A 26,535-nucleotide genomic window follows, 5' to 3' on the forward strand; every position below is an offset into this window, starting at 1 on the left:
GTAGCTTAAGACCACCACCTTGGCCCGGAATCAAGCCGCGGGCGCCGGGCCATCGCCTGCCCGCCCGGACGGGTAGGCGATTTGGTGAGGCTGGGCGTAACCTAGCGAGCACACATCATGACTGAACCATAAAGTGGCACGAACCAAGGTATGTTCGCCCACCCGCGGGCAGGCGCTGGCCCTCAACGCTTCACCGGAGCTTCATATGCCGGTTCACGTCCTTATAAAGCAGATACCGGAACGGCCCCGGACCACCTGCGTAGCAGGCCTGCGGGCAGAAAGCGCGCAGCCACATGAAATCACCCGCTTCGACCTCGACCCAATCCTGATTGAGCCGGTAGACCGCCTTGCCCTCCAACACATAGAGCCCGTGTTCCATCACATGGGTCTCGCAAAAGGGGATCACCCCACCGGGCTGTAGCGTGACGATGGTCACATGCATGTCATGGCGCAGATCGTTGGGATCCACGAACCGCGTCGTCGCCCAGACCCCATCGGTATCGGGCATCACATTCGGCTCGATGTCCTGCTCGTTCAGCACGAGCGGGTCGGGGCGGTCCAACCCCTCCACCGCTTCATAGGCTTTGCGGATCCAGTGAAAGCGCGTCACGGCGCCGCTGTCGTTTTTCAGCGTCCAATCGGCCCCCGCGGGGATATAGGCATAGCTGCCCTCGCGCATCGCGTGCTGCTGGCCCTCAACGGTCAGGGTGAAGCCACCCTCGACCACGAAAAGCACTCCCTGCGCCTGCGCATCAAGCTCAGGCCGGTCCGAGCCGCCACCGGGCTGCACTTCCATGATATATTGGGAGAATGTCTCCGCAAAGCCGGTCATCGGGCGGGCGATGACCCAAAGCCGCGTGCCTTCCCAGAACGGCAGGAATGAGGTCACGATATCGCGCATCGTACCGCGCGGGAGAACGGCATAGGCCTCAGTAAATACGGCGCGATCTGACAAAAGCGTTTTTTGATCCGGGTGGCCGCCGGTGGGTGCGAAATAGCTTGGGGGGGTCATCAACTCTCTCCGTCGGGATGGACTGCAGAATTGCCGCTTCCCAGGCCGAGGCCAAGGGTTTTATCGCTGAAGGATTGTTCGGGGATATTTGATAGTCCCGACCCCGCTTAGGGCTGAGAAACAAACCGGCCCCGGCTGCCGGCGCCAGTCTGCGAGGGCAGCCTCAGAAGAAAGCCGCCGCTTCCAACTCAACTGTGATCACCCCGATGATTGCGCCGTTCGACGGCTCCGTGATCGGCATCGAGACGCGGCTTTGATGGGCCTTCGACCTTTCGTCAACGGCCACCTGATCAATCACGAAAATCCCCGACGGCGGCGAAAAACGAATGCTGTTCTTGGGCTTGCCGCCCGTGAAATAGACCGAGTCGCTGCCGCTGGAGACCACGGTCAGCCCATAGGCATCCAGCAAAGTCACCCCAGCGATCTGACCCTCGGCGCGGGCGATCTGCGTTTGGAGAAAGGCCGCGGCAATCGGGGCTTTCAGCTGGGGCACCCCGGCGCCCGGCCCGGTGACTGCCGCCGGCGTGACCGCCAGCGCATTCATTTCGCGGTGCCGCGCGTTCTGCTGTGCGATCGCATCGACGATGCGGGCATCATTGACCCAAGACAGCAATTCGCGGTCGATGTAATCGGTCACCGCCCAAGGCACTTCGGAGGCGGAAACCTTGAGCCCGGAACACAGGATGAAGATGAGCGATACAAGTGGCAGGTGTCGTAGCATCGGGGAGCCCTCATGAGGTAGGCGGCACAATACCGCGGGAGAGCTACACCCTAATCCTTGACTGGTTTACGCCCCATGAACGGCGATGGCGGCTTAACCCTCTTCGCCCTTAAACCCTGTCGCCACCACGAATTTCTCCGATGAATCGGGGCGGCTGGCAGGTGGTTTGATATTGGCGACCTTGGCAAAACGGCGCTTGAGCAGCTTTTGCAACTCACCTTCCGCGCCGCCTGCCAGCACCTTGGCCACGAATGTGCCGCCCTCTTCCAGCACATCGAAAGCGAAATAGGCCGCCGCCTCGCAAAGCGCGATGATGCGCAGGTGGTCGGTCTGTTTATGCCCGGATGAGGCCGCGGCCATGTCCGACATCACCACATCCGCCTTCCCGCCGAGCCATTCCTTGACCTTGAGGTCGGCGTCATCCTCCATGAAGTCGAGCTGGTGCAACTCGCAGCCCGCAATCGGCTCCATCTCTTGTAGGTCAACGCCCAGAATGGTGCCCTGCGCCTTGCCCTTCTTTTCGCCCAGCACGTTGCAGCGTTTGACGGCGACCTGACACCAACCGCCCGGCGCGGCGCCAAGGTCCACCACCCGCGCGCCGGGGACGAGGAACCGATATTTATCGTCCAACTCCATGATCTTATAAGCCGCCCGCCCGCGATAGCCTTCGGCCTGCGCGCGTTTGACATAAGGATCGTTCAACTGCCGCTGCAACCAACGGGTGGAACTGAGCTTGCGCCCGCGTGCGGATTTCACCTTGACCTTGAGGTCACGCTGACCGCGCCCCGAGGTGTTCTTTCCGTCCGGTGTCTTGGCCATCAAAAGACCCCTTCTTCTAATACGCCATCGGCGCTCATCTGTGCATATAGCAGGCCTTCGCGCAGACCGCGATCCGCAACTGACAGCCTGTCGGTCGGCCAGCAGCGCATCAGGGCTTGCAGGATCGCAGCGCCCGACATGATCAGTGCGGCGCGGTCTTGGCCAATGCGCGGATCCGCGCGTCGCCCACCCGGCCCCATGGCGATATAGGAGTGGATCACCTTGTCGATCTGGGCGCTGGTCATGCTGAGGCCATCGACCTTTGTCCGGTCATAGCGTTTCAGGTTCAGGTGGCTCGCCGCGACGGTGGTCACGGTGCCCGAGGTGCCGACGATCTGGAACCGCTTTTGCGACTGGATCGTCTGATAGGGCGTGAAATCGGTGAGGTTCTCTTCGAAAAACCAACTCATCAGCGCAAAGCGCGCGGCATCGTCTTCAACGTCAGAAAATTGATCGCGCAGGGTGGCCACCCCCAAAGGCACGCTGATCCAATCCACCACCCGGGCGGCGGGGACATCGGATTTCGCCTGATAGAACCCGCCCTGAAGCCGCATGATCGAGCGTGCGCGGTCGGCGCGCGGCACTTTGGAAATGTCGATCCAGACCAGTTCGGTCGAGCCGCCGCCGATGTCCACGACCAGCAGGTTTTCCGTCTTGCGGCTGACCAGCGGCGCGCAGGAGATCACGGCAAGCTGGGCTTCTTCCTCAGGGCGAATAATGTCGAGCTTGAGACCGGTCTCGCGCTGGATACGGCGCATGAACTCCGCCCCGTTCTGCGCACGGCGGCAGGCTTCGGTCGCGACAAGCCGCATGTTCTGCACCTTGTTGCGCCGCAACTTTTGCTGACAGATGCGCAATGCCTGAATGGTGCGCGCCATCGATCCGCGCGACAACCGCCCGGTCTTTTCCAAACCGGCACCCAATTGCACCGATTTTGAAAAACTGTCCACCACATGGAAACCGCTGCCCCGAGGCTGGGCGATCAACATGCGGCAGCTATTTGTACCCAGATCTAGGGCCGCATATAGCTCATTAGATCTGGGCGGAACTGGCGCGGGGCTCAGAGCCGGAATGTCTTTGTCGAGCGCACCCGCACCTTTGGGACGCTGTGGCGCCATGGTTACGCGCCTTTCATATCGAGTTGCCCCCAAGGTATTCCCTGCGCCCAGCCGGTGCAAGTGGTCGCGGTGCCTTGGGCCAATTTCCGCGGCGTCCGCGGGGCGTGCGCGCTCCGCCATCCGGGCCGCCTCACAATCATCTTGAGAATAATGGGGGCGCCGCCCCCTCGTGATGGCAGGGCCAATGCGCTATCACCTCACCCAAGTCGCGGATGGGTCGTGTTTTGTCGAAAAACGGCCCTGTCCTGACCGCGACGCTCGTTAGACAGGTTTAAACCGGAGGAATCGTCCCATGCCCGCAGTCACCATCGTTTACTGGCGCGATATCCCTGCTCAGGTGATCGTCGGCAAGGGCCGTCGCGGGTCAAAACGCCCCCTGCCCGAACGCTTTGAACAGGCGATCGACCGCGCGGCGATGAAGGTGGGGGCCGCCGATACCGACGCCTATCTCGCGGAATGGCGCAAGGCAGCGCCTTTTGAGGTTGAGGGTGATCCCGACAGCATCGCCGATGCCGAAGCCGCCCGCATCGACGCGGAATACGACCGCGACCGGATTAAGCAACTGATTGACAACGACGGCTGGGCATAGCCTGCCAGCCCTATGATCAAGGACACGCTCATGGCACTTTTGAACTTCCGCAAAAAGGAAACACCGGCCCCACAGGCGCCGGTGGCCGAAGTCGAGGCGCTGTTGAAAGATTATTCTATCGAGGTGATGCCCCGCACCGCCGAAAAGGTCGAGGATTTCCGCGCCCTGCTGCCAGAGGGCACCCGTGTCTATATCGCCCATATCGACGGCACCCCGATCGAAGATATGGTCGCCACCGCCGCACGGTTGAATGCGGACGGCTTTAAGGTCATGCCGCATTTCCCGGCCCGCATCATCAAGGACCGCGCCACACTGGCCGACTGGATCGCCCGTTATCAGGGCGAGGCCGATGCCCGCCAAGCGCTGCTGCTGGCGGGCGGTGTCACCACCACGGCGGGGGATTTCAGCGACTCGATGCAGTTGATGGAAACGGGGCTGTTCGACAAGGCAGGCTTTACCCGCCTGCATGTCGCCGGCCACCCCGAGGGCAACCGCGATATCGACGCTGACGGGGGCCGCCTCAACGTCGATGCGGCGCTGAAATGGAAGAATGATTTCCAAACCCGCACCGATGCCGAAATGGCCATCGCCACGCAATTCGCCTTTGACGCGCAGCCGATCATCGAATGGGCCGACAGTCTCAAGGCCGCTGGTATCACCCTGCCGATCCACATCGGCATCGCGGGCCCCGCCAAACTGCAAACGCTGATCAAATTCGCCATCGCCTGCGGTGTCGGCCCCTCGCTCAAGGTGCTGCAAAAGCGCGCGATGGATGTCACCAAGCTGCTGTTGCCCTATGAGCCGACAGATGTGATCAGCGAACTAGCCGCCCACAAAGCGGCCCACCCGGATTTCAACATCACCCATGTGCATCTTTTCCCGCTGGGCGGGATCAAGACCAGCGCCACATGGGTCCAAGAGAATGGCGGCGCCTCTGGGGTGCCCGCCGACGCAGCCTAAAGGAAGTTACATGACCAGAACCGTCATCGAATCCAAGACCAAGACCGCCGTCATCGGCTTTGACGAGCCGTTTTGCGTGATCGGAGAGCGGATTAACCCCACGGGCCGCAAGATCCTCAGCCAAGAGCTGGAGCAAGGCGATTTTTCGCGGGTCGAGGCGGATGCCATCGCGCAGGTCGCCGCCGGTGCCACGGTGCTCGACGTGAACTCGGGCGCGGTCTTCTCCAACAAAATGGCCGAAGACCCGCGCTATGCCGACAACAACTTTGTTGAGCCGATGCTGATGCCGGAGCTGATCAAGGTCGTGCAAAACGCCGTCGATGTGCCGATCTGCATCGACAGTTCGGTCCCCGGCGCGCTTGAGGCGGGGCTTGAGGCCTGCGAAGGCCGCCCGCTGCTGAACTCCGTCACCGGAGAGGAAGAGCGGCTGGAGGTCGTGCTGCCACTGGTCAAGAAATACAACGTGCCTGTCGTGGCGATCTCCAATGACGACACAGGGATCTCCGAGGACCCGGATGTGCGCTTTGCCGTGGCGAAAAAGATCGTCGAACGCGCCGCCGATTTCGGCATTCCCGCCCATGACATCGTCGTCGACCCGCTGGTCATGCCGATTGGTGCCATGGCGACGGCGGGCCATCAGGTCTTTACCCTTGTCCGCCGTTTGCGCGAGGAATTGGGCGTGAACACCACCTGCGGCGCCTCCAACATCTCCTTCGGGCTGCCCAACCGCCACGGCATCAACAATGCCTTTCTCCCTATGGCGATGGGTGCGGGCATGACGAGTGCGATCATGAACCCGGTGGCCGTGCCACTGAACGCCACCAAAATCGCCGAAAAGCGGGCCGAGATTGCTGCCGCGGGGATCATCCTGCCCGAAGACATGGATGACGAGACTTTTGCGACGCTCTTTAACCTCGGCTCGACCAAACCCCGCCCGGGCAAGGAGATGGAGGCCATCCGCGCCGCCAACTTCCTCTTTGACCGTGACCCTCACGGCAGCGCTTGGATCGAGTTCAACAAAAGCGCGCCCAAAGCGGGTCAAGAAGGCCGCGGTCGCGCGGGCCGCTCAGGTGGGCGCCGCCGCCGCTGATGCTGCCTGATAAGATCTAAAAGCCCCGCCAGCATCGCTCGGCGGGGCTTTTTCTTTTCCATGCGGGCGGGCGGAAGTCCGAGATGACGCTTTCCGGCGCTACTCCGCCCGGTTCCCGCTCACCAATTCTTGGATCGCGGCCATGACGGCGGCCACATGATCGGGGTCTTTTGCCGCGCTATGCGGCTCATTGAACCCGCCCATGTCATTGTCGAAATAGGCACCGGAGGCCCCTGCAAACTCATCCGAAAGGGCTGCTCGGGCAAGGATGTCGGCCCCGATGCTCAGGTCGTTCCCGGCGACGCCAAAGCCTTCCTTCACCATCTTCGACGCCAAGAGAGAGCCGGGGTTCACCGCGATGAAGAGCGGCCCGTCCTGATGGGCGCGGGCCATCTCTTGGGTCCAGATCGTGATCGCCAATTTGCTCTGCGCATAGGCTGCCATATCGTCAAGCGTCACCTCGCCCCTAAGCGCGGCTACCTCCACCGGCGCCTGCGCGGCGGAGGAGAGGTTCACCACCCTGCCCGCTTTGGGAAGCACCGGCAGCAACAGTTGAACCAGCAGATAGGGCGCCAGCGTGTTGACCACGAAACGCGCGTCCAACCCTGCCTCGGTGCGCGGCTCGGGCAGTTTCAGGACACCGGCATTGTTGATCACCACGTCGATCTGGCTGTGATCAATGCGCAGCGCCTCTGCCAGCGTCACGACCTCTTCCAGCCGCGACAGGTCCGCGCGGTAGGTCTGGGAATTGCCCCCCACCTCCGTCGCAGCAGCGCTGAGTTTCTCCGCACTGCGCCCGTGCAGCAAAACGCTATGCCCCTGCGCGCTGAGCTTTTTGGCGGTCAACAGACCGATACCGTCGGTCGCGCCGGTGATGAGGATCGTCTTGGTCATCTGTCTCTCCTTACTGGGTCTCTGCGCGGGGATGGGAGGCGGCTCTGCGCGATCACCACCCGCCCAGAACCTGCTTGCCGATCACCCGCCCGCTTTCCTGACGCTCGTGGGCCGCGCGAAGGTTTTCCACATTTATCACGCCCGCATGTTCCGTCACGGTAGAGCGCAAAATGCCTGCGTCGATCATCTGCGACACCCGGTTCAACAGGTCGCGCTGCGCAGTCATGTCCGCGGTCTGGAACATCGAGCGTGTGAACATGAACTCCCAATGCACGCTTAGGGCTTTCGGTTTCGCCGCTTTCATATCCAGCGTCTCAGGATCGTCGATCAGCGCGATCTGCCCGCGCGGCGCGATGGCTTCGATGATGGCGGGCCAATGCGTATCGGTGGCCGTCAGCGCGGCGACATAGCTGGGCTTGAGATCGAGCGCGGCAAGCTGCGCCACCAGATCGCCCCGGTGGTCCACCACATGATCCGCCCCCATCTTGCGCACCCAATCTTGGGTCTCTGACCGCGAGGCGGTCGCGATCACGGTCAGACCGGTCAGGGCCTTCGCCAGTTGAATAAGGATCGACCCCACGCCCCCGGCCCCGCCGATGACCAATATCGCCTCCCCTTCGCCAGCGCTCTCGGCCAGCCGGAAGGAATCGAACAGCATCTCCCAAGCCGTGATCGCGGTCAGCGGCAGACCGGCGGCCCCAACAAAATCAAGGGTTTCCGGCTTTCGCCCGACGATGCGGGAATCGACTTTGTGGAAGGCGGCATTGGTCCCCGCGCGGGTCACGTCCCCGGCATAGAACACCTCATCCCCCACCGCAAAATCGGTAACCCCTGCGCCCAGTTCCACGACCACGCCCGCGGCGTCAAAGCCCAAGACCTCCGGACCATCCTCAGGCCCCGAAAGCGCGCGCAGCTTCACATCCACCGGATTGACCGAGATGCCCTTCACCTTCACCAAAAGATCATGTGGTCCGGGTGTGGGACGCTCAATTTCGAGCATCTCCAAAACCTCTGCCGGGCCGGTGGTGTTATAGCCGATGGCTTTCATTTCGTCTGTCCTTCTGCAGAAATTTCAGTGTTGCGCAGAAGGTATCAGCTTGCTGGGCTATATAAACCGAGACAAGTGCGGATAGAGTTTTCAGATACAGAGTATAATCTAAACGATTGGCGAGCCTACGGCAACGCCCCCCGCAGGCGAAGGCACAGCCCCCAACGCGACAAACGACATTGATATGGAAAATAATGGCGGACCCTAGAGGATTCGAACCTCTGGCCTCTGCCTTCGGAGGGCAGGCACGGGCGCTTTGTTCACGCTTAAACCCCTATTTATACCCGGTTTCGTTCACGTTCGAGGCAGGCTGAAACGGTTGAAACGGTTAAGCTGAACAAAAACGAATGGGTTCAAAAACACCCTAGGCGATGACAGCCCCAATGGAGCGCGCCCCGTTCGGACCGCAGAGCCACTTTAGGTTCGTAGGTTGTGGGCGCTGTAACAAAAAAAGAGCCTCACAATGGAGGCTCTCTTCATTTAACTGGTGTCGCTTGTATTGGCTTATATCTCAGGCAGCTTCTTTTAGCTGCACTTGGCTTTGTTGTTTCATACCAAAGAACTCGCCGCTGCGTATCCCGCTAAGCCCAAGTTCCAACATGGCGGCCCTCACTGACTTAGAAACAGCCAAAAACTGCTCTTCACGCGAAAACATGATCAGTCTCCCGAAATCTCTCTACTGAGCTTCTTTTCTAATTTAAGTGGTTCTGTTGCTTTTCCACTGATTCGCATCATTACAACAGATCTAGGCTTTTGAAAGGTAAATCCAAGAACCGCGCATCTCAGCTTTGGCAAAAACTGGCTGCTTACCTGCCGCCTGTATGAACTTTTGTCCGAACTCGCGCTCTGCGGGGCTTTTAAGGTGAAATTTAACATGCTGCGCCATGAGCTCTCCATCTGCCAACAAAATCGCGCCAGCAAACACTCCGATCATCACGTTGATGTAATCGTCAATGTCGAACTCATCTGAAAAATCAAACTTTGGAGCAAGAACTATGTGACGGATACGCAAAACCTTACCTACATACCCCGGAAGAAAGGAGGAGTTGGCTTGGTAGACCGCTTTGAACGAACCTTCTTCCTCGTACCCGAAAACACCAGCTGCCGGGGTTTGGGCCGAACTCGCCAGTTCGTCTAGAACAGGTAAAGATGCAGTCGCATACTCCCCGAAATTCTCTTCAAATTCATCACATTCGGCTGACCACTCGCGAACCAAGCGGTGCCATTCTTGGTTCTGATAAGATACTCTGATTGAACTCACTACTTCCTCCCAATGACCTGAAATAAGAGCTACACCTAACCCTTGGTAGCAGCTACGCGCAAGCCCAACACTTCCACCTAGTCGCCGGTCTTCGGTCCCATCAGTTATGACAAGATCACATAGTCATGGGCTTCTTCTTCGGGAACTTGACGACATAGGGCCAGCCTGTCCCGCAGCGACAGGTGGCCCGCTTCTCAAACTCATGGTCCGTGATACCCACCGGCACACCATCCGGCATGAGCGTGACGCTGTGACCGCAAGCCCAGCATGTCACCTCGATGTGTGTTGTCCCTGCTCGAAACAGTTGATCGCCCACGATCTGCGTCCTACCCCAAATACTTCTATAGCTGCACTTGCAGCGCCGCTGAAAGGACTGCCCATGAAAACCGCCCTAATCGCCGCCGTCGTGGCTCTCGCTATGAACTTCGCATACAGATCCATAGTTGCCATCGTCACGACAGAACGTCGAGACAATTGCCGCGTTGATGGGGGTATGTTTGTGGTCAGCGCCGATCGCTACATGGTCTGCATCGATCCGAGGGCGCTTATCACGGTTCGCGAATGATCTCTCTCCTAAAACGTAAAAAGCCCGCCCCTGCATCAATAGAGACGGGCCTTATTTCACAAGCAGCCGTGCACATCACACTGCCGCGCCTGATAGACGACCCACTCAGCGACAGGCCGATCCCGCGCAATCGCCTCAATCGTCGCGGGTTGCGCCTTGGGTGGCCGCTGGCTCACGTCCTTGAACAGCGCGTCGCTGCTCACATTGCTCGGGGGTAGACAAGACCCGGCAGAGAGCGGAATCCAGATCGTCGTCAGTAAGGCTTTCAACTTCATTCTGCGTTCCCTTCGAGTTCTCAATTTGCTGGAGGCGGTTGGTATTTTGGTTGGCGCGCAGTTCGCGCTCACGATCGTCGGCGGCATCTGCTCTCAACCAGACCACCACGCCGATCAGGACCGCCACGCCTACCCCGCTGGCGATCAGCTGCGCATGAAGATGGCTCAGACCAAACATAGCGCGACCTCTTCGGTGCGGCGACGCACCAGACCGCGGACGACCTTGCCTCCCGCCTTATTCCACCAGCTGATCGCCTCACAGCCACCCTTGATGTCGCCAACGTTGAGGCGCCGGGTCGCGGTGCTGGTGCCTGCCCCATGCCAGCCCACATTGAACGCGAGGCTCGTGTATGCGGCCTTGCGGGTTGGCGGCAGCCAGTAGGTCTGCGCCTTCTCATTGACATAGGCCAGCCATTTGTCGCGGTACTCTGCGATCTCTGCAATCAGCAGCGCCTTGCACTGGGCGTCAGTCTTGTACTGCCCGGGCGCAGCGGTGCGCGTGTGGCCGTAGCAGATCGTCCATACGCCCACGATGTCCCGATAGCTCTGGTTTCGCTTGCCCTCCCACTTAGCAATAAGCTGGAAGGCGATCTCATCGAAAGGATCTTCGGCCACCGGCGGCGGCGGGATCAACGGAGGCCGCGGCTTCGATGCCATAGCCGGAACGATCTGCGCCTCGATGCTCGCCTGTATTTCCGGCTCCGGCAGAACAGCATCCTCGACCAACGCACCGCCGATGGACTTCACCAGCATGAACACGCCGAAGAGGAAAGCCGTCCAGAAAATCAGCCGGCGGCCGATCCGCGTCTCAGGCACCTGTCGGACAAACCGGCCGAGGATGCCAAATGCGAAGAACACCAGCGCCGCCGTCCCGAGTGGGTATGGGTCGGCCTCGATCGCGAAGAGGCCATATATCGCATTCGGCGCGACAAGTGCCAGCAGGCCGAGCACCATGCTGACGAATGAATACGAGCGCAAGACCACTCGCCAGTTTTCAATGAGGTATCGGTTCATGGGCATTCTCCAATGCTGGAAACCCCGCTGGCGGGGCATGTGGTTGATGATGGGGGGGGTGGTTATTCAGCCGAGGTCCGTCTTGTCCGGTCCTCGACCCGCGTCAGCAGTTCGGACATTCGATCGATGTCTCTCTGCAGATTGGAAATACTGAACATAAGCTCATGGTGCTTGTGCCGCATTGTCACAATCTCTGTTTTCAACTCCGGCGCACCGCAGCTAATCTTCGCGATGGCTTGCGCTGTTTCGTGAGGAATTGGCTTTCCCTTTTTGAACCCTCGCAATCCGGTTGCGATACCCACAACCACTGCAGCCACCCCTGTGCCGAGAATGGTCGCCGATTCCTTATCGAGTTCGGCAAGAAAGCTGCTGAACCATTCGTACATCGGCACCGCTCCTATAGGCTGACAAAGCGTCGAAGAACGCCAGTGTGAAATAGATTCCTCCCGTTGATAGGGCAGAAACACTGAGGCCGTTTTCGAGAGCAGGCCAGACAAACGCCATGCCAATCATGGCAAAGATGCTCGCTCCGACGATGGACCCGACCATGCGCACAATCGGGGATCTTCGCCACGCGCCGTTGACATAGAGAGCCGTCATTCTTGACAGCGCCACCAACGCCACAGGCGCGGATAGCGCTGCATCGTCGAGCCCCAGCCGAACGAAGGTACGGAAGCCTGCGGTTGATGTCGTGGTTTCCCCCGGCACCGCTAAGATGAGTGCAAACGTCAAAAGAAGGGCGGCAGACTGCCACTCGGCGGCCCTACCCTCTTCCAGAACATTCGCCTTAAATGTCAGCACGGCATCCCCCTTGGTTCATACGGTTATCCATTGGAAAGCGCCGCTCATAGCTACGCATCGTGTGAAATGGCTCTATCCACGACGTCGCCCGATCAATGACGCGGTAAAGCCTGCGGTGCTTGTCACGACGCCACCACGCAAACGCACACAGCGTCATGTCCCAGCCCGTCAGCCCGCGGCAGAGACGGCGGCTAACGGCTTCGCAGAGGGGGAGCATTACTCACCCTCTGCTGCGACAAGCCGATCAATCTCACGCCTAAGCGCCGCATTTTCAGCAAGCGCATTGGCGAGTTGATCCAGCGCCGCATTGCGTTGATCCACAAGGACCGCATAGAAGTCTTCGGGTTCTGGCTTCATGGGGGTTTCCTCCTTACAGGGCAGTAACTGTGAGTGACGCATTGTCCGCCACCGTCACCCGATGCCGCGTTCCGTTTGGCGACTGAAGAATGACACCCCTCGTACTGTCTTGAACCTCAAGATCGCGGTTGCCGATTGCGACCTGATTGAAGCCGGTAGTGGATACCCCCTGACCTAGCGCCATGCTGTAACTGTGCGTAGCAGTCGCGCCATTCCCGAATGCAGACGAACCGAATGCAGAAGCGCTCGCGCTCTTACCCACCGCCGTTGAGATATCGCCGCCCGCACTCGCAAGATAACCCACGGCGACTGAACTTGATCCGACCGCAGACGCTTGCCGACCGATGGCTGTGCCGCCTGTTCCGGTGGCGGATGCAGAGCGACCAACAGCAGTTGACGTGAGGTTCCCCGCATTGGCCGACTTGCCGACCGCGACAGCGTCACTAAACGCAGTTGCAGCCTGCCCGACCGCGACAGAGTTAAGGCCAGCACTCGCAATTTGACCAACGGCCACAGATAGGCTGTCGGAAGTAGCCCCCGACCCGATAATAACACTCTGCGGCTTGGACGTGTCTCCGACACCCGCGCCAATCGAAACACCGTTATTCCCTGCCTTCGCCGCACTGCCAATCGCGGTGCCCGCCTCATTTGGCGCACTTGCGCCCGCGCCAAGAGCCGTTGCCCGGAAACCTGCCCGCGCCCCGCGCCCTGCGGCAAGGGAACGCCTAACGTCTGTCCGCTTCGCCCCAAGAACGCCGCCCGGATCAAGCGCGTGTTTATCTACGCCACCCGGTGCAGGCACATCCCCTTTAATGATGTTGGAACCCGCCCCGCCAGAGGTGACTGCCAATAGTTCCCGCCAAGGCGCGACAACTACGTTCGGAATTTCGCTGATCGTTGTAGCCCCGGTGGAATCATCACCCGTCCAAACAGCCCAAGCACCAACGCCATCCGATGCCGTGATAAGCAGCGGGACCGGAGCGCCCACAGTAGCGGAACCATCACACCACCAGCCGATATAGACGATCCCTGTCTGGTCGTCGCGCCAGTACGATCTGCCGAAGCCCGCAATCTGCGGCACATCGACGGACATTTCCCAGACCCAACGCAGGCTCATGTCAGCAGGAGTTTCCCCGCGATCAAGAACAAACATGCCGTTTTCGCTGCTGTCAGACCCCAAGACGATGCCATGCGTTGTTGGCACGATGACGGTTGGATACGCGCCGTTAGGAACGTGGCCTTTATTCACCTTCGTCCATGTGGTGCCGTCTGTAGACCAATAGATGCCTTCTGACTTATGCCCCTCAATCACAAGGAAAATGTCATGCACTTCATCGTAGGCGCAGCCGTGAATGTGGCTGTCGGTATAGTCATCAGTTGGGTGCAATGTCGTGGCGTCATAGATCACGCTCCATGTGTCGCCGGAATCGACACTAGCCCACGCCTTCTGGCTATTCTGCCACCCGGCATCAGCCGCGCCCGTGGCATATTCGCCAAAGATGAATTTGCGTCCATTACCGCCGCCGCTAAAGTTGTAGAACGCAGCAGTGCCGCCAGTGTTGGTGACCTTTAAGGCCCAAGTCGGAGCATTCGGCCAACCGCTCGACTTGTAGATTGATTGAGGTGTTACGAGAACCACCTCCCCGTCATCGGTCTTATGCAGCCTAATGACAGATGCGCCGCCCGGTGTTGCGCCTATATCAGTCCAAGCTCCGCCTTTGGCATCCTGACGGTAAATACGCCCGCCGGAATAACCCCATAGGGAACCATCGAATGATGAAACCGGCACAGGCGAAGCCGCGCTAGAGGTGAAAGCCTCAAACGTAGCAGCCTTGATCGGCGCGGGGGTCACACTAGCCGCGCGGTTTGGGTTCACCTTTAGACCGCCCGAGGTCAACTGCTGATAATTAGCCCCCGCCGTAACTGTGACCGAATACCCCTCTTTACGTGTCCGCATCGTGGTGCCTGCGCCGAGATCGCCGTCAAAGCTATCAAGCGCGTCGAAGTCTTCAAACAGGATTTCACCCAGCCAGCCAAGCAACACCCCGCTACCGGCCTGCCGCTCATAAACCGCCGTTCCGGGTTCAGCCTGAACCATAAAAACGTCGCCATCAGTGGTTGCGGCCTCACCATCCGCGAGCGTGGCGAAAAGCGGTGCGCCCGCAGCCTTCGCGGCAAGCGTAGCGTCAGCGGCCTTTGCAATAGCAATAGCTGCGCTTTCATCCGCATCCCCAACCGCAGATTTAAGGCCGTCAGCCGACTCTGCGAGCGGAATAAAAGCTTCCCTAAGATCGCGCTTATCAATTGGCTTACGAGCCGTTGACCTATCGCCAATCGGAAGCGCGCCATCGCCGCCCTGCCCGTCGCCAGTATAGCCGACATGGTCGCGCAGAATGCGGTTCATTCTTTCGGTTTGTGTCTCAGGCATGTAATTCTCCAGCGCAAGAGGCCCGCCGGGGCGGGTATTGTGATTTCAAGGGTTCGGAATGTTAGGCTGTGGTGATGTTAGCAGGCCCAGCCGGAGAGCCTTCGACGCCAGACACGTTGGCCGCTGCGACCCAGTAGTTGTATTCAGTCCCTGCCGTGATCGTATCGTCGGAGAACTCGGAGATTTGCCCCGATACGCCGCCTGTTGTGCCGACTAGAGAGGCGTCACCGAATACAGCGGTTGTGCTGCGATAGATACGGATTTCGTAGAACTCGCCTGCCGGGTTGCGCCAGTTGAGATTTACGCGCCCGGTCCCGTTGGAGGCGAACAGTTCAGAAGGTTCGCCCGGTGCCGTCGCGTCGATCTGCACCGTGATCGTTCCGAGATATTCCCATTCATCCGGCTCATAGAAAACGCCATCGAAGCGGGCTTGCCCTTCGTATGTCTCACCATCCTCAACCGGGCCAGACTGCGCCGTGTAATCAGTTGCAGCCATGTCCAGCCATGCGCTTGCGCCGGTCTTGCGGTACTGCGCTTGCACGGCGATATCGTTGCGCCCCACGATTGGCACCGCGTCCACCTCAAGGGTAGCAATGCGGCTGCTTGCGGAGGCTTGCACAATGCGCTGCGTGAATACCGCTGAGATATCCGGCGCTAGGTTCTGCGGATCATCTGGCAATGGCGTGGGGGCGTCTCCGGCCTCTGCTGGCGTCCACTCACCCGATGCCCGATCCACCGCCGCAAGATCAATCCGGCACTGCAACTCAATCGGGTCAAACTCGTGGTCTAGCACCTCGTATTCACCTTGGATCACGCGGCCCGAACCGTCCTCCGGTTGATAGTCCAGCAGGATCGTGTGGCGCTGCGCATGTTCGCGCGGGAAACGTGCCTTTAGCCCGACAAGGTTGGTGATGATGGATACCTTGGCGCGGTTGTCGTCGTGAAACTGCTCTTTCGCCAATCGCCGCGCCTGCGCCCGGTTCGGACACATGCCGAGTTCATACTCCTTGGGAATTTCGCCTTCGACAGCCAGCCGCTCTGCATCCCTCCATGAGTCAACTTCCGTGACTGTGTATTTCTGCGAAGCATCCATGTGCAGCACCCGCAGGAGGTTGTAGCCCTCACGTTCGCTGATCGCCTCGCTGGTCTGGATTTCCCTGATGTCCTTCGCCGTGATCGTGCAGGCTGGGGTGCCGAAGCTGCCTCCGATCAACCCGATGCGCCCGTCCTGCATTTCATAGGCGCGGATGCCGCTGCTTGCATGCATCCGGTCCAGCACGTCAGACGGCGGTTCATCAAGCGTCCAGTAGCCCCACAGGCGCAGGCGGGGCGCGGTGCCGCCCTCAAGCTGTGGCACGGCCTCATCAGCCACGTCAGCCATTGCCGAGACGCTATCCCAGTTGATATCGGCCGGGTCGATCTTGAACCCGTCTTCATGCGTGAGAAAGTGCGCAATGACCAAAGCCGCGTTATCGCTGTAGGTAGTGCTATCCGTGCGCGGGTCATAGACCGCCTGACCGTGGATCACCCATTGCAGCGTCGTGTTGTAGGACTTGGGGAAAACCTTGGAGAAGTCGTTGCCGCTCGGCGCTTTCATCTGCGCGAGGAACGTGGCTTGCCCTTCAAGCCTGCGGTCGGTATCCCACGAAACGAAATCCGCGATCAGGTCCGCATAATCCCCGCCAAGTTCTGAGCCGTCGCGGGTCTGGACGTTGACGTAATCCAGCATCTTGCCTTCGGTCACATCGCCGTTTGCGTCTAGCGTGACCGCAACGCTATCAACCCAGCATTCCTCGAAGCTGGTAATCTCGCCATGTGCCACCATGACAAGCTGGTACAGCACACCGTCTTTCACGTCGAAGAACGCACGAACCCCGCCAGCTAGGTTTTCGCCGACATAGATGCGGCGCGGGGCCGATGCTTGGCTGATAACCGCCTGAATTTCATTGACGGGCACGCTGACGCTTGGGGCCAGCGCGCGGGAAATGGCGCTGAGTGCCAGAGACACCGCCGCATTGGCCACTGCGACCCCGATGGACGTGGCTGTCGCAACGGAAAAGCCAGCCGCTGCCGCAAGGTATCCGCCCGCGTAGGCAATGCTGGAGATAGCCGCCCCGATTAGTGAGAAAACCGCCATCAGCCTACCTTTTTAACCATCTGCACTTCGGCCACCGCGTAGCCGCGCCGTTCAAGGATGCGCTGTGCCGCGCCGCCGTTAGCGCTCATCTTAATGAGGGTCGCGCCCTGCTCTGTCGCCCACGCCTCGAAAGCCCGCAAGAGCCGTAATCCGCTGCGGTCGGTCGCCAGCCATCCGAGCTCAAACGCCACTGGCTCAGGGCTGATAACCGTCTGCATAATCTGCCCGGCGATGAACCCGCCACCGGATACGAAAACAACGCCCTGCGGGTTGCGCAGAAGGCTTGCCAACGTCTCGCCCGTCCGCAGCCTGCAAACCTGCTGAGGGCCGCGCACAGACGCTGCTAGCGCCTCCGTCATATCTATAAGCCGGGGGATGTCCGCCTCGGTCGCCTGCCGGATCAACTGCCCGGCACCCACGCCACAGCTTTGTCCTTGAGGCTTGCAATGAACGCCATGCCCGTATCATCGGGGAACCGCGCCCGCTGGTCCGCATCCGTCCAGCGCCCGTACGGTGGCTTGCCCTGCCGGGATAGCCGTCCGTAGGCTTCCAGTTCGATCACCCGGCTATCTGCGGAGGACGTGCTGCGCATATCCCGCATCTTGCCCTGAAACATGCTGATAGGATCGCCAATGAGCCGACCTTGATGCTCCCCGTCCCGCTCAACCGTGCTGAAAAGCTGGTAGAACAACTGGCAGCGCCGATTGTTCACCTCAGTCGCCTGATTGTCACACCGCGCCACCATCTCAGGCGATGCGGCGGGGATTTCAAAGCGCACCATGCCCGCGCTCATGCCGTAGGTGATAGACATGGCCCCGATCTTGATCACGTCGCCCGTGCCTTGATACTCGACCCCGCCTGCCGTGAGCGGCCCATAGCCCAGCCACCAGTTCTGCGGGTTCGTCGCGAAGTCCATCTGGCAGAGGATCGTGCAGGCCACATCGCCGCGCCGCAGGTCTTCGTCGGGAATGTCGTGGATGCTCATTTAGAACGCCTCGACAAAAGAAAAGCCAACGGGGTTCATTCGCGCCCCTTCGTTGGTGATTGGGTCAGACTCAACGCAAGTGACCTCTAGTGCCAGTTGATCCACAACGACGATCTCGCCCGCGTTGTGGTTGCCGCGAATATTTGGCATGACAGAAACCCGGATTGCCGTGTCGCTTTCACCGATTGCGCTCACGTTCACCACTTGATGCAAGCGATTGCCCAAAGTGATGTAATGCCCCGGCCAAAGCTGAGACAGCGTGGGCTTGTTCACGTCGATGTAGCTATCCCGGTGCGATGCTGCTGACCGCAGCGTGAATCCGTCGAAAGGTTCAGCGGCGAAGCCCACATGATCGAAGGTCCACTCCGGCGCGGGGTAGTTATGCGTCAACATCCGCCCGCTGTCGTCGTTGGGTCGCCACTGTGAGATCACCGGAATGACACAGCGGGCGTTCGCGGCCTTCATCTGGGTGTGGAACGCAGAAAGCGCCAACTGCGCCTGCTGGCTCAACCCAATGAGGGACATATCAACCCGCCAAAACCCGTTGAGTGCAGGCTTGCCGAAGCTCTCATTGTCGATGTTGGTGAACGGCGAGAACCGCAGCCCGTCGAGATCCATAGAGGATGTCTGAACGCAGACCGGGTATGGGAAAGAAACCTGCATCAGCGGCCCCCGCTCAAGTATTTCTTATCGGCCTGCGCACGGCGGTTGGCGCCCGTCTTTGCATCGACCACTTTTGCCGACACGTTCCCGCTGATCTGCTCAACCTTGGACTGCCAGTTGCCGTCTTGATCCACATAGACCCGCACGTCCACTTGCCCGCCGCTGTTGCCGCCTGAGCCCGACGCCTGCACCCCCAGCTTACCGCTGCTGGTGCGCGTGAGGGGCATGATAGCCTCCGGGCCCGCCTCGCCCATGAGGCCAGTGCCGCCGCGCATGGGAAATATCGTTGGCCCGTTGACCACGCCGCCAGTCGCAAAGGCAGTCACGCGCCCGCCGGAAAACGCAGCACCGTCCGCAAAGCCAAAGCTGCTCATGATGATGCTGCCGAGGCTGTCGGTTGCCGAACCTCCAGCCCCATTGCCTAGCAAGGCTTTCTTCGCAATCGCGATGACCATCTCTTTAATCAGGCTAGTCACCGCATCCTTCAGGCTCATGGTGCCTTCGATCAGCTTGTCGATCGCGCTGGCCCCGGTTTCCTTGAAGTTATCCCAAACGCTCGCGCCCTTGTCCGCCGACTTGATTGCCTCATCGAAGCGCTCACGGGCGAGCCTGTAGGCCTCTGCGGCCTCCGTTGATGTGGCATGGCCGATCTTGAGTGCGGCGTTTATCTTCTCCTGCGCGTCTTGGAAATTCTGCGTGGCTGCGACCACAGGGTCCAGTGAGGCCATGAGGTTGTCGTAGGCGTCTTTTGTGCGGTCGATTTCTTTGGCTGCGGCATCCGCCGCTCTACTCGCCGCACTCCTTCCCGACCTACCGCTTCTGGAGGCCTTAGGGGGCTTCCAGTTCGCAAGGAAGTCTTGAGCGTCTGCGGTTTGGATATCAATCGCGCGACCGCCTTGCGAGCGCGGATCACCGCCCCGGCCACCATATTGCAGACCATTTTCGTCAAGGGTGCTTGTGTCAGCCTGCCCCTGCGGACCCATGGCAGCCAACCGCTGCGCAATGCCAAGGCTGATCCCTAATTGCTGAGAAAGCGCAACTGCCTCAGCAGTAGCGGCACCGATATTACCAGCCATGCCCGCCGCAGCGATGCCGTTGGCCGCGTCCCATGCGGCGATCAACTCAGCCTTCAAGCTGTCCGCAACATCGCGCGAATTGGTCTGCTCCACGAAGATATCGCGCTCAGCGACAAGCCTTGCCTCAGCTACCTGCACGCTATCCGCGCCATATTGGGCGATCAGCGCCTGAATTTGCGCCTCTTGCTGCAAAGTCGTCAGCAAGCTATTGGCAGACATGAGAGCCTTTTCGCCCTCAATCCGAGATTGCGCGTAGCTCTGCGCAGCATTGGCTGCCGCCTGCTCGACCTCGGTCATAGCCGATGCCTGAGCCTTGATGGCCGCGCCCATGATCTCCATTTGCTGAATTGACTGAGATAGCGTCTTGAAGAACGCCAGCTGCTCGGCGGTCATCTCCCCGTTCACATCGACGGTGGATTTGAACGCATCCCGAAGCCGAAGCGCCGCCTCGTATTGCTCATCTAGGGTCGCCGCGTCCCGAAGGCCTTCAAGATCATCCTTAAATGCTTCGACCTGAGCGCGGTTCTCCTTCCATACTGTGATGTTGCCTTGCAGCGTTGTCTCAATATCCAGCAGACGACCAACATCTGCCGTTGCTGTCTTGAGCCAGCTTGCACTCATTGCCGCCGCGACCAAGGAATCGTTGAGCGCGTCAATACTTTGAAACGCCTCGATTTTCGCAATGGCTATCAGGTCCGCATATGCCTGCGATGTCATGCGGATTTGCTCGCGGGTCTGCTCAAAACGCTCACCGCCCAGTGCGTCTGCTTGTGAAAGCAGGTCGATGTATTCCGAAAGTTGGTCGCCAGCGTTGGCAAGCGCGTCATCAAGATCCTCAGCGCCATCAGTGCTGGACGTGAGCCAGTTGAACATGGCCGCACCGGCTGCGATGGAGCCCACCGTGATGAGGCTGACCGGGCTCAGCATCCCCAGTAGCGCCGAGCCGAGGGATTTAACCGCGCCAGCCGCGCCCATTGGGCCGATCACCTGCGTGATCTGCGTACCTTGCTGCAATGCAAGCTGTAGCGGGCTTTGACCTGCCGCCAACATGACGCCGATATCGTTGAACTGCGATGTGAGGTTGCTGACACTGCCCGCAGCAGTGACGTTCGCTCGGCTTAACTCGCCTGCGGTTGCTGCCGCCTGGACCTGCGCAGAGGAAAGCACCTCAACCTTGGACGCTGCGGCCTGCGTGGCGCTGCCGAGGCGCTTGGTTGACGACGCGCTCTTGGTCGCTTCCGACGCCATATCCTTCGACGACTTCCCGGCGGTCTTCATTTTGCTGCTAACCTTGTCGACCGCACCCTCAGCCTCAGCGGCCTCACGCGTCACCCGATCAAGGGCGCTCTCGGCCTTCCGGCCACCGTCTTCCATGCCACTAGGATCGATTGAGAGACGTAGTGCTGGCATAACCATACCCCTTGCCGAAATGGAGCCGCCTGCCTAGCGTGGCCGCGGTTGATTGGGAGATTGAGAATGTTGAGGATTGTTTCTGCGATAGCAGTGGCTTGCGTGTGCACGACAGCAAGCGCGTCAGATTGGGAGGATTGCAAAGAGCGAATGGACGCTTACCAGAATGTGGAAGTTACCGGCCCAAACCCTATAGATCACATGCTGGATTTGGCGGCTGATATTGGACGTTCAAAATTGGGAAGCGAACAAGCCCGGGATCGGGCGGCAACTGCTTATGAGGAAACCATCGATCAGATAGTCGAACTCTCCGACAGCATCGAGGCCTTCTGTGCATCGTTGAAGGAATAGACACCCCGCGAACGGGATGTCCAAGGCGGCTAGGCCGCGAAGGTATTGCCATGATGGCAACACCTTTCGGTAGTGGTGGTGCCTATTCAACCTGACGCGTGGGCCAAAAACTCTTTTCCAGTAGCACTGCGTCCCGTTTTTTGGCTTCCAATGACGCGGCCAGCTTTGCGTCGGCCAACGTGTAGAAGTGCGAGGCGATCTCCCAAGTGCCGTCTGGGAACAAGACCTCTACCGGATAAAGGGTTTTCTCACCCGGATCGACGCCGCCATTCTCCTCGCTATACATCGATATTTGAACAGAAACCTGACTGACACGACCTGAGGCAGTACTGGGGAAGCGGACCACGTTCGTCATGCCGCACCCCCGATCAGGTTCTTGGCTCGCTCGAACGCAACCGGATTGCGAAATGCGGTCATTCCGTAAGCGTCCACGATCATCTTGAGCAAAGACACTTCACGCTGCCGCACGATCATCGCCAATTGCGACTCGACTGATTGCCCTTTGCTGTCGATGTATTCGAAGCCGTTCTTTTCCAGTACATTTTTGAGGATGCCGGACTTCAGGCCCGTCTGTGTCGCAAGCACCTTCTTCTGGTGCATGAGCCCTCTGTCCCGCAGGACGTAGCCGGGATGGTTCTTCTTCACCCCGTGCTTATTGCAGAAGTCCATGATGCGGCAGACGCCTTCTTCGGAGAGATACGCGTCATAAGCATCGGCCGCCGGCTTCATCGCGCCAATCGCCGCGTCCTTCTGTTGGCTTTCTAGTTGCAGAGCTTGAAAGCGTTCCTCTTGCGCAATCGCGATCCGCGCCCAATCTCCGATTGATTGGGGTACGCGAGCATTTTCCAGTTCGATCCAGCGATCAATGATGCGAGCCCGCACTTCATCTTTATAGCCAGACACGACAACGAGCGAGTCACGCTTCGTAAGGTCGTACACATTGATCGGACGACCGCCACCGTTCGGTTGCACCCGCCGAGTAGTTTTACGGCTGTCCCGCAAAACTCCGGTTTCCATCAAGCGCTCGATAGTCTCCACTACTTGATTGTGACGGGTCTCGCATACGTCCGCGATTTCGCGGCTACTCATAGTGAGCGCCTCGCCAAGCACGGCAGGAACTACGGCGGCGTTTCCGATATCGACTTGCTGCCCCATTACACCAGCCCTCCCTGCATCGCCGCGATAGCGTTGCGCAGCGCAAAGATGTTCAGGTCGCCGATGCCGCCCAGCCCGAAGGAGTCGATATCCAGCCATTCCAGTTGAGCCGCCACGCCCGCCGCGGTGGTCGGCTTGGCGTGAGCGATCTGCTCAGAGAGTTTCTCGCAGCGTTCGGATGCCGCAATCTGTTCCGGCATGTCAAAGTCGCCACCTTCTGGCAGAGCGGACAACTCCACCTCGACCTGGCGCCATTTCTTCCATTCAGCGAACCAGCCGGGAATTGGATCGTGCGTTGCGGCTTTCACCGGAACCGCGCCGAGCATGAAGGCTGCGAGACTGCCGCCGGTGACGCCGAGCATTGAGCGGCGGGAAACACCGTTTCCACGAGCGGGATTGATCTTAGGTGTGTGAAGTGACATATTCATGAGCGAATATCCTTTTGATTTCCGTCGAAGGTTTTCATTTCAAAGGCCGTTGGGAGTGCAATCCCGGCGGCCTTTACTTTTGTGCGCTGGCTTGATCGGCCTCCACTTGCTTCCGCAGCATCAGGTTAATCTGCGCTGTGACAGAACGGCTTTCGCGCACTGCGATCTCTTTGAGCGAGTCCATCAAGTCCAACGGCATGTTCAGCTTGAATTGTCTGGTGTTCGTTTGCATTGGCTCTCCTTTCGTATGAGGCATTTGTGCCTCATTTAGAGACATTGCGTCAAGTCCCTTTTTGGGGCATTCGTGCCTCATGACCTCAGAATCGCATACCTCCTTCAAACTCAACATCCCGATAACCCTCAAAAATAGGCTTTCGGAGGCTGCTGAGCGCAGTGGCAGAAGTTTGACCGCCGAGATAAACACTCGCCTCCAGGCCTCGCTGGAGATCGCCGACAACAACGGCGTTGAGTTCACCTTGGACGGAATTGAGGCGTTCATTCTGGAGATTGTCGCAAACGCCACGCAAGAGTTGGAAGAGCGGGTCAAAGACCTTGAGAATGACCTGCTGAATATCGAGAGGCACAACTCAATGTGACCTGCTCGCCGCGCATATGACAGTGCACTGACACCCCGCCAGTTGAAGCGCCCCACGGAAAAGTAAGTCACCCCTGCTTTACTACATTCACCTTCTGTAGAGCTTCGCGAGCACCGATCTCCATTATCAGCGCCACTGCAAACTGGTCCCTCTCCACAGTGCTCAGGCGGTTATAGTGAGCAGTCAGCAGCCGTGTTAGGTTCACGGAATCGCCGCAGGTCCTGATGGTAGCGTTCAGGGCGGCTACTTGAGGATTACGACACATGGGAACTGTTCCTTTCGATTGCCCGCACGTGGGCTGCCTGACGAAGACTGTGGGGCTGGAGTTAATGTATTCTCACTCACCTTCAGGTGTTAAGGGGAGTACTTTTGGCTTCTGTCCAGTTTGCCAGAAGGGGGTTATCCTTTACCTGGAATGGAAGAATAGAAAGGCCGTCGGCGAAGCTCATAAACTTTCAGGTAGTCAGTTTTGGGAGAATTACAGAATTATTGATTCTGCTCCCACCCCTCCTGCCAGAGACGTCGTAGCGAACCTTCCAGACAAAATCGGAATGGTCTTCGACGAGGCCGAAGCGAATTTCGCAGATGGTCGCCACATGAGCGCGGCAACGATGTACCGAAAATCGATCGAACTCACGCTGAAAGACCTGAACCCCGAGGGCAAAGGGATGCTGAACGCCCGGATACGCGCCTTGCAGAAAGAGGAAGCGGTTCCGGATACCCTGATCAAGCTTCTCGACACCGTGAAGTTCCTTGGCAACGAAGGCGCCCATGATGATGAGCCGCCGTCCCCCGAAGATGTTGAGCGTGGCCGCGACTTCACGCGCCTATTTCTGGTTTACTCCTATGAGCTTCCGGCTCGGGTTGAGGCTGCGTTGGCTAAAGACGAGCCAGAGTAGCCCCTACCCCTTATCTGCCGCCGCCCGCTCAGCCTCGTCCATTATACCGATCATCCGCACCAGCCGCGCCCGATCGACCGGACACGTCAGGCCGAGAACGCCATCCGCATAGGCCATGACCTCGGAAAGCGGTATCGACCCTACAGTCATGCCTTGCTGCCGTGACCCGCGCAGATGCAGGAATGCGTTCCAGTAAAGCAGGTTCTCCGGCTCCACTGCGTTTGCTAATTCCGCCGCGCCCTTGGATGCTAGGTACTCAACCTCCTTAGCCGAGTATCTCAGCGACCAAGACACGGCGGCTTTTAGTTTTTTGCTGTTTCCTCGTCGTCTTCCGCAATGGCTTTGCCCGCGTCGAGGATTTCCCGCTCAAGCCGGATCATTGCGGTTGCCAGTTCAGGAACCCCCCGCTGCTCATAGAGCGCGAGGAACGTGTCGCGATCACAGGTGATGTTTGTCACCTCGCCCTTGTCGTCTTCGGTCTGGATATTGGACCGCCATTCAATCACGCAAGCATCATAGAGGATGCCGAACCGCCCCCGGTTAATGTCCTCTGCGTTTCGGCTGTCGGCCTTCACAAATTCCTCGTCGCTTTCAATCTTGCGCGACTTGCGGTCCATCACGCGGGCACGAAGGGCCAGATTTTCACCGCCTTCGATATACGCCGGATTGATCGGCCCACCCGCCCGCGCGTCCACTTCAATGAAGCACTCGCCACCGGGGCCAAGGTACTCAGGCAGCACCGCGCGGAATTCGACCGCGGGCAACTCGCGTGATTTCAGTTTAAGAGCCACTCTTCTTGGCCTCCCTTTTCGCTAGACCGGGCTTGCCTTGCAGGCCCATCTCTTCGGCTTGATCCTTGGTGATCGTGTCGCCCTTTTGGAACGTGACCAGCTCGCCGCCGATCACGCCCTCGAATTTCTTTGCGGCGATCATGCGACTGCACGCGTAATGGTAAGGGTCGCACCGGACGCGCTATCCCACTCAGGCAAGATTTCGACGTTCTGCATGACTGCGTTGCCGCTCATGTCGATGCTGGACGAACCGAAGCGGCACGCCGGGAAAACCAGTGTGTATTTCTCGCCAGAGACAGACCCCAGCGGGACCGTGACTGCGAACGTAGGCTCGCCGCCTGTGCGCGCCGCATTGTACAGCGCAAGGAACCCGTCCTCGACGTACATGTTGGCAGTGATGGTGGGCAGGAAGTCGCCCCGCGTCACGCCGCAGAGATCATTGGACCCGATGCGCGGTTGCACCTCGCGTTTCTCGAAGGTGAACGCAATCTCCATCGACTGGATGCAGTCCAGCGCCGGGTAACCTGAGAATGTGATGTTGCCCACGTCCTCGCCGGAGGTGATTGGGTCGACGTTGGCGGGGTCGGCATAAGTCGCGCCGGTAATCGCTGTGGTTGTGGCGTCGTCGGAGCCACGGCCCAGCAGCGTGAGGTTCAGAGATGCTTCACTGCGTGCCTCAAGCGACAGGGTGCCGCCAGTGGCCTCAACGCCCCGGAAGCGCAGCATGGTCGGCGTGCCGCCTGCCCCTGCGAGGATCGTCTGCTCAACGGCAAGTGTCTTTTCCTCAACGCCGTTCTTCAGCACGTCAGCAACCCACGATGCTTGCAGCAGTGTTGCGAGCCAATCATCGAAAGCGCCGTAGACAAGCGGTGTTTCGAGCGTGCCTGTGACCTCAATGCCGTTGACCGAGTGGCCGTGGCGCTGGCCTTTGGCGATCAGGGACCGGCCCGATGTGATCAGCGGCGCCGAAGTGAGCATCGCCGCGCTGTGCATCGTGGTGAAGCCCGGCGTGGCGGGGATCGTCCCGGCGGTTGTCTCCGGCACATAGGCCGAACGAATGGTTGATGTGCTTGCGCCTGCCATGAGGTGCCT

Annotated in this window: 33 protein-coding genes, 1 tRNA gene and 2 pseudogenes; 7 read left to right on the forward strand and 29 right to left on the reverse strand. The window is 59.4% G+C overall.

Going from position 1 to position 26,535, the window contains the following annotated elements; all coding sequences use genetic code 11:
- Nucleotides 1–190: 190 nt before the first annotated feature.
- From ACGYLA_RS02640 to ACGYLA_RS02655, 4 genes are all read right to left on the reverse strand, one after another.
- Entirely contained in the window at nt 191–1,012 is an 822-nt protein-coding gene (locus ACGYLA_RS02640) for a bifunctional allantoicase/(S)-ureidoglycine aminohydrolase (protein WP_394430057.1), read from the reverse strand.
- A 163-nt stretch (nt 1,013–1,175) separates the two neighbouring features.
- The gene (locus ACGYLA_RS02645) at nt 1,176–1,733 is read right to left on the reverse strand and encodes a hypothetical protein (protein ID WP_394430059.1); all 558 of its coding nucleotides are present in this window, start codon (nt 1,731–1,733) and stop codon (nt 1,176–1,178) included.
- 93 nt (nt 1,734–1,826) lie between these two features.
- On the reverse strand, nt 1,827–2,552 hold the full coding sequence (locus ACGYLA_RS02650; protein ID WP_168613015.1) for an RlmE family RNA methyltransferase: 726 nt from the start codon (nt 2,550–2,552) through the stop codon (nt 1,827–1,829).
- Entirely contained in the window at nt 2,552–3,670 is a 1,119-nt protein-coding gene (locus ACGYLA_RS02655; RefSeq protein ID WP_067266266.1) for a Ppx/GppA phosphatase family protein, read from the reverse strand. Before ACGYLA_RS02655 ends, ACGYLA_RS02650 begins: the two co-directional genes overlap by 1 nt.
- Before the next feature lie 292 nt (nt 3,671–3,962).
- On the opposite strand from ACGYLA_RS02655, the gene ACGYLA_RS02660 reads away from it, so the two are divergent.
- The 3 genes from ACGYLA_RS02660 to ACGYLA_RS02670 are packed head-to-tail and all read left to right on the forward strand — an operon-like array spanning nt 3,963 to nt 6,309.
- The gene (locus tag ACGYLA_RS02660; RefSeq protein ID WP_394430061.1) at nt 3,963–4,259 is read left to right on the forward strand and encodes a virulence factor; all 297 of its coding nucleotides are present in this window, start codon (nt 3,963–3,965) and stop codon (nt 4,257–4,259) included.
- Between the two features lie 30 nt (nt 4,260–4,289).
- Nucleotides 4,290–5,219, forward strand: a complete 930-nt coding sequence (locus tag ACGYLA_RS02665) for a methylenetetrahydrofolate reductase (protein WP_394430063.1) — start codon at nt 4,290–4,292, stop codon at nt 5,217–5,219.
- 10 nt (nt 5,220–5,229) lie between these two features.
- Nucleotides 5,230–6,309 carry a methyltetrahydrofolate cobalamin methyltransferase gene (locus tag ACGYLA_RS02670; RefSeq protein WP_271693733.1) on the forward strand — a complete coding sequence of 360 codons (1,080 nt, stop codon included), beginning with the start codon at nt 5,230–5,232 and terminating at the stop codon, nt 6,307–6,309.
- Nucleotides 6,310–6,408: 99 nt separating this feature from the next.
- On the opposite strand, the gene ACGYLA_RS02675 is transcribed toward ACGYLA_RS02670, so the two are convergent.
- From ACGYLA_RS02675 to ACGYLA_RS02695, 5 genes are all read right to left on the reverse strand, one after another.
- Nucleotides 6,409–7,203, reverse strand: a complete 795-nt coding sequence (locus tag ACGYLA_RS02675) for an SDR family NAD(P)-dependent oxidoreductase (RefSeq protein ID WP_394430065.1) — start codon at nt 7,201–7,203, stop codon at nt 6,409–6,411.
- Nucleotides 7,204–7,255: 52 nt separating this feature from the next.
- Nucleotides 7,256–8,251 carry a zinc-binding alcohol dehydrogenase family protein gene (locus ACGYLA_RS02680; protein ID WP_394430067.1) on the reverse strand — a complete coding sequence of 332 codons (996 nt, stop codon included), beginning with the start codon at nt 8,249–8,251 and terminating at the stop codon, nt 7,256–7,258.
- Nucleotides 8,252–8,446: 195 nt separating this feature from the next.
- Nucleotides 8,447–8,525, reverse strand: a tRNA-Ser gene (locus ACGYLA_RS02685).
- A gap of 237 nt (nt 8,526–8,762) precedes the next feature.
- Nucleotides 8,763–8,906 carry a hypothetical protein gene (locus tag ACGYLA_RS02690; protein WP_394430069.1) on the reverse strand — a complete coding sequence of 48 codons (144 nt, stop codon included), beginning with the start codon at nt 8,904–8,906 and terminating at the stop codon, nt 8,763–8,765.
- Between the two features lie 90 nt (nt 8,907–8,996).
- Nucleotides 8,997–9,512, reverse strand: coding sequence for a hypothetical protein (locus ACGYLA_RS02695; protein WP_394430071.1), 516 nt, complete (start codon nt 9,510–9,512; stop codon nt 8,997–8,999).
- Between the two features lie 379 nt (nt 9,513–9,891).
- Here ACGYLA_RS02695 and ACGYLA_RS02700 point away from each other — a divergent pair, with 379 nt between their 5' ends.
- On the forward strand, nt 9,892–10,077 hold the full coding sequence (locus tag ACGYLA_RS02700) for a hypothetical protein (protein WP_394430073.1): 186 nt from the start codon (nt 9,892–9,894) through the stop codon (nt 10,075–10,077).
- A gap of 135 nt (nt 10,078–10,212) precedes the next feature.
- Here ACGYLA_RS02700 and ACGYLA_RS02705 read toward each other — a convergent pair whose 3' ends face one another.
- The 12 genes and pseudogenes from ACGYLA_RS02705 to ACGYLA_RS02760 form a co-directional block, all read right to left on the reverse strand.
- Complete coding sequence (locus ACGYLA_RS02705; RefSeq protein ID WP_394430076.1) at nt 10,213–10,530, reverse strand: hypothetical protein; 318 nt, start codon at nt 10,528–10,530, stop codon at nt 10,213–10,215.
- Complete coding sequence (locus ACGYLA_RS02710; protein ID WP_394430078.1) at nt 10,518–11,366, reverse strand: lysozyme; 849 nt, start codon at nt 11,364–11,366, stop codon at nt 10,518–10,520. Before ACGYLA_RS02710 ends, ACGYLA_RS02705 begins: the two co-directional genes overlap by 13 nt.
- A 62-nt stretch (nt 11,367–11,428) precedes the next feature.
- Nucleotides 11,429–11,752, reverse strand: coding sequence for a hypothetical protein (locus tag ACGYLA_RS02715; protein ID WP_394430081.1), 324 nt, complete (start codon nt 11,750–11,752; stop codon nt 11,429–11,431).
- A complete protein-coding gene (locus ACGYLA_RS02720; protein ID WP_394430084.1) occupies nt 11,712–12,167 on the reverse strand; it encodes a hypothetical protein in 456 nt (151 codons plus the stop codon). The genes ACGYLA_RS02715 and ACGYLA_RS02720 overlap by 41 nt, the downstream gene beginning before the upstream one ends.
- 216 nt (nt 12,168–12,383) lie before the next feature.
- Complete coding sequence (locus tag ACGYLA_RS02725) at nt 12,384–12,524, reverse strand: hypothetical protein (RefSeq protein WP_394430086.1); 141 nt, start codon at nt 12,522–12,524, stop codon at nt 12,384–12,386.
- 13 nt (nt 12,525–12,537) lie between these two features.
- Nucleotides 12,538–14,952, reverse strand: coding sequence for a hypothetical protein (locus ACGYLA_RS02730; protein ID WP_394430088.1), 2,415 nt, complete (start codon nt 14,950–14,952; stop codon nt 12,538–12,540).
- A gap of 61 nt (nt 14,953–15,013) precedes the next feature.
- Entirely contained in the window at nt 15,014–17,089 is a 2,076-nt protein-coding gene (locus tag ACGYLA_RS02735; protein ID WP_394430090.1) for a hypothetical protein, read from the reverse strand.
- Nucleotides 17,089–17,379 (reverse strand): hypothetical protein, encoded by a 291-nt coding sequence (locus ACGYLA_RS02740; RefSeq protein WP_394430092.1) that lies wholly within the window; start codon nt 17,377–17,379, stop codon nt 17,089–17,091. The genes ACGYLA_RS02735 and ACGYLA_RS02740 overlap by 1 nt, the downstream gene beginning before the upstream one ends.
- Nucleotides 17,380–17,489: 110 nt before the next feature.
- The gene (locus ACGYLA_RS02745) at nt 17,490–18,074 is read right to left on the reverse strand and encodes a hypothetical protein (RefSeq protein WP_394430094.1); all 585 of its coding nucleotides are present in this window, start codon (nt 18,072–18,074) and stop codon (nt 17,490–17,492) included.
- Nucleotides 18,075–18,737, reverse strand: coding sequence for a hypothetical protein (locus tag ACGYLA_RS02750; RefSeq protein WP_394430096.1), 663 nt, complete (start codon nt 18,735–18,737; stop codon nt 18,075–18,077). It lies immediately after the preceding gene.
- Nucleotides 18,738–18,904: 167 nt separating this feature from the next.
- Nucleotides 18,905–19,099 (reverse strand): annotated as a pseudogene (locus tag ACGYLA_RS02755) (phage tail tape measure protein); the annotation flags it as partial.
- A gap of 1,422 nt (nt 19,100–20,521) precedes the next feature.
- Nucleotides 20,522–21,229, reverse strand: a pseudogene (locus ACGYLA_RS02760) (phage tail length tape measure family protein); the annotation flags it as partial.
- 144 nt (nt 21,230–21,373) lie between these two features.
- Here ACGYLA_RS02760 and ACGYLA_RS02765 point away from each other — a divergent pair.
- Nucleotides 21,374–21,574: a hypothetical protein gene (locus ACGYLA_RS02765; protein WP_394430098.1), complete on the forward strand. Its 201-nt coding sequence runs from the start codon at nt 21,374–21,376 to the stop codon at nt 21,572–21,574.
- An 82-nt stretch (nt 21,575–21,656) separates the two neighbouring features.
- Here ACGYLA_RS02765 and ACGYLA_RS02770 read toward each other — a convergent pair whose 3' ends face one another.
- The 4 genes from ACGYLA_RS02770 to ACGYLA_RS02785 all read right to left on the reverse strand — a co-directional run bounded on the left by ACGYLA_RS02770 (nt 21,657) and on the right by ACGYLA_RS02785 (nt 23,389).
- Nucleotides 21,657–21,929, reverse strand: coding sequence for a hypothetical protein (locus ACGYLA_RS02770; protein WP_394430100.1), 273 nt, complete (start codon nt 21,927–21,929; stop codon nt 21,657–21,659).
- A complete protein-coding gene (locus ACGYLA_RS02775) occupies nt 21,926–22,729 on the reverse strand; it encodes a Rha family transcriptional regulator (protein WP_394430102.1) in 804 nt (267 codons plus the stop codon). The genes ACGYLA_RS02770 and ACGYLA_RS02775 overlap by 4 nt, the downstream gene beginning before the upstream one ends.
- Nucleotides 22,729–23,157, reverse strand: coding sequence for a hypothetical protein (locus ACGYLA_RS02780; RefSeq protein WP_394430104.1), 429 nt, complete (start codon nt 23,155–23,157; stop codon nt 22,729–22,731). The genes ACGYLA_RS02775 and ACGYLA_RS02780 overlap by 1 nt, the downstream gene beginning before the upstream one ends.
- 73 nt (nt 23,158–23,230) lie before the next feature.
- The gene (locus ACGYLA_RS02785; RefSeq protein WP_394430106.1) at nt 23,231–23,389 is read right to left on the reverse strand and encodes a hypothetical protein; all 159 of its coding nucleotides are present in this window, start codon (nt 23,387–23,389) and stop codon (nt 23,231–23,233) included.
- Nucleotides 23,390–23,468: 79 nt separating this feature from the next.
- Between ACGYLA_RS02785 and ACGYLA_RS02790 the strand changes: the two genes are divergently transcribed.
- Complete coding sequence (locus ACGYLA_RS02790; protein ID WP_394430108.1) at nt 23,469–23,753, forward strand: TraY domain-containing protein; 285 nt, start codon at nt 23,469–23,471, stop codon at nt 23,751–23,753.
- A 263-nt stretch (nt 23,754–24,016) separates the two neighbouring features.
- Nucleotides 24,017–24,652, forward strand: coding sequence for a DUF4145 domain-containing protein (locus ACGYLA_RS02795; protein WP_394430110.1), 636 nt, complete (start codon nt 24,017–24,019; stop codon nt 24,650–24,652).
- A 3-nt stretch (nt 24,653–24,655) separates the two neighbouring features.
- Here the strand turns inward: ACGYLA_RS02795 and ACGYLA_RS02800 are convergent, their stop codons facing one another.
- The 4 genes from ACGYLA_RS02800 to ACGYLA_RS02815 all read right to left on the reverse strand — a co-directional run bounded on the left by ACGYLA_RS02800 (nt 24,656) and on the right by ACGYLA_RS02815 (nt 26,526).
- Nucleotides 24,656–24,868 carry a hypothetical protein gene (locus ACGYLA_RS02800; protein ID WP_394430112.1) on the reverse strand — a complete coding sequence of 71 codons (213 nt, stop codon included), beginning with the start codon at nt 24,866–24,868 and terminating at the stop codon, nt 24,656–24,658.
- Nucleotides 24,869–24,954: 86 nt separating this feature from the next.
- Nucleotides 24,955–25,443: a hypothetical protein gene (locus ACGYLA_RS02805; protein WP_394430114.1), complete on the reverse strand. Its 489-nt coding sequence runs from the start codon at nt 25,441–25,443 to the stop codon at nt 24,955–24,957.
- Nucleotides 25,433–25,585: a hypothetical protein gene (locus ACGYLA_RS02810; protein WP_394430116.1), complete on the reverse strand. Its 153-nt coding sequence runs from the start codon at nt 25,583–25,585 to the stop codon at nt 25,433–25,435. The genes ACGYLA_RS02805 and ACGYLA_RS02810 overlap by 11 nt, the downstream gene beginning before the upstream one ends.
- Nucleotides 25,582–26,526 (reverse strand): phage tail tube protein, encoded by a 945-nt coding sequence (locus tag ACGYLA_RS02815; RefSeq protein ID WP_394430118.1) that lies wholly within the window; start codon nt 26,524–26,526, stop codon nt 25,582–25,584. The genes ACGYLA_RS02810 and ACGYLA_RS02815 overlap by 4 nt, the downstream gene beginning before the upstream one ends.
- Between the last annotated feature and the right edge of the window lie 9 nt (nt 26,527–26,535).

Source organism: Sulfitobacter sp. 1A13679 (assembly GCF_043557115.1).
Taxonomy (GTDB): Bacteria; Pseudomonadota; Alphaproteobacteria; order Rhodobacterales; family Rhodobacteraceae; genus Sulfitobacter; species Sulfitobacter faviae.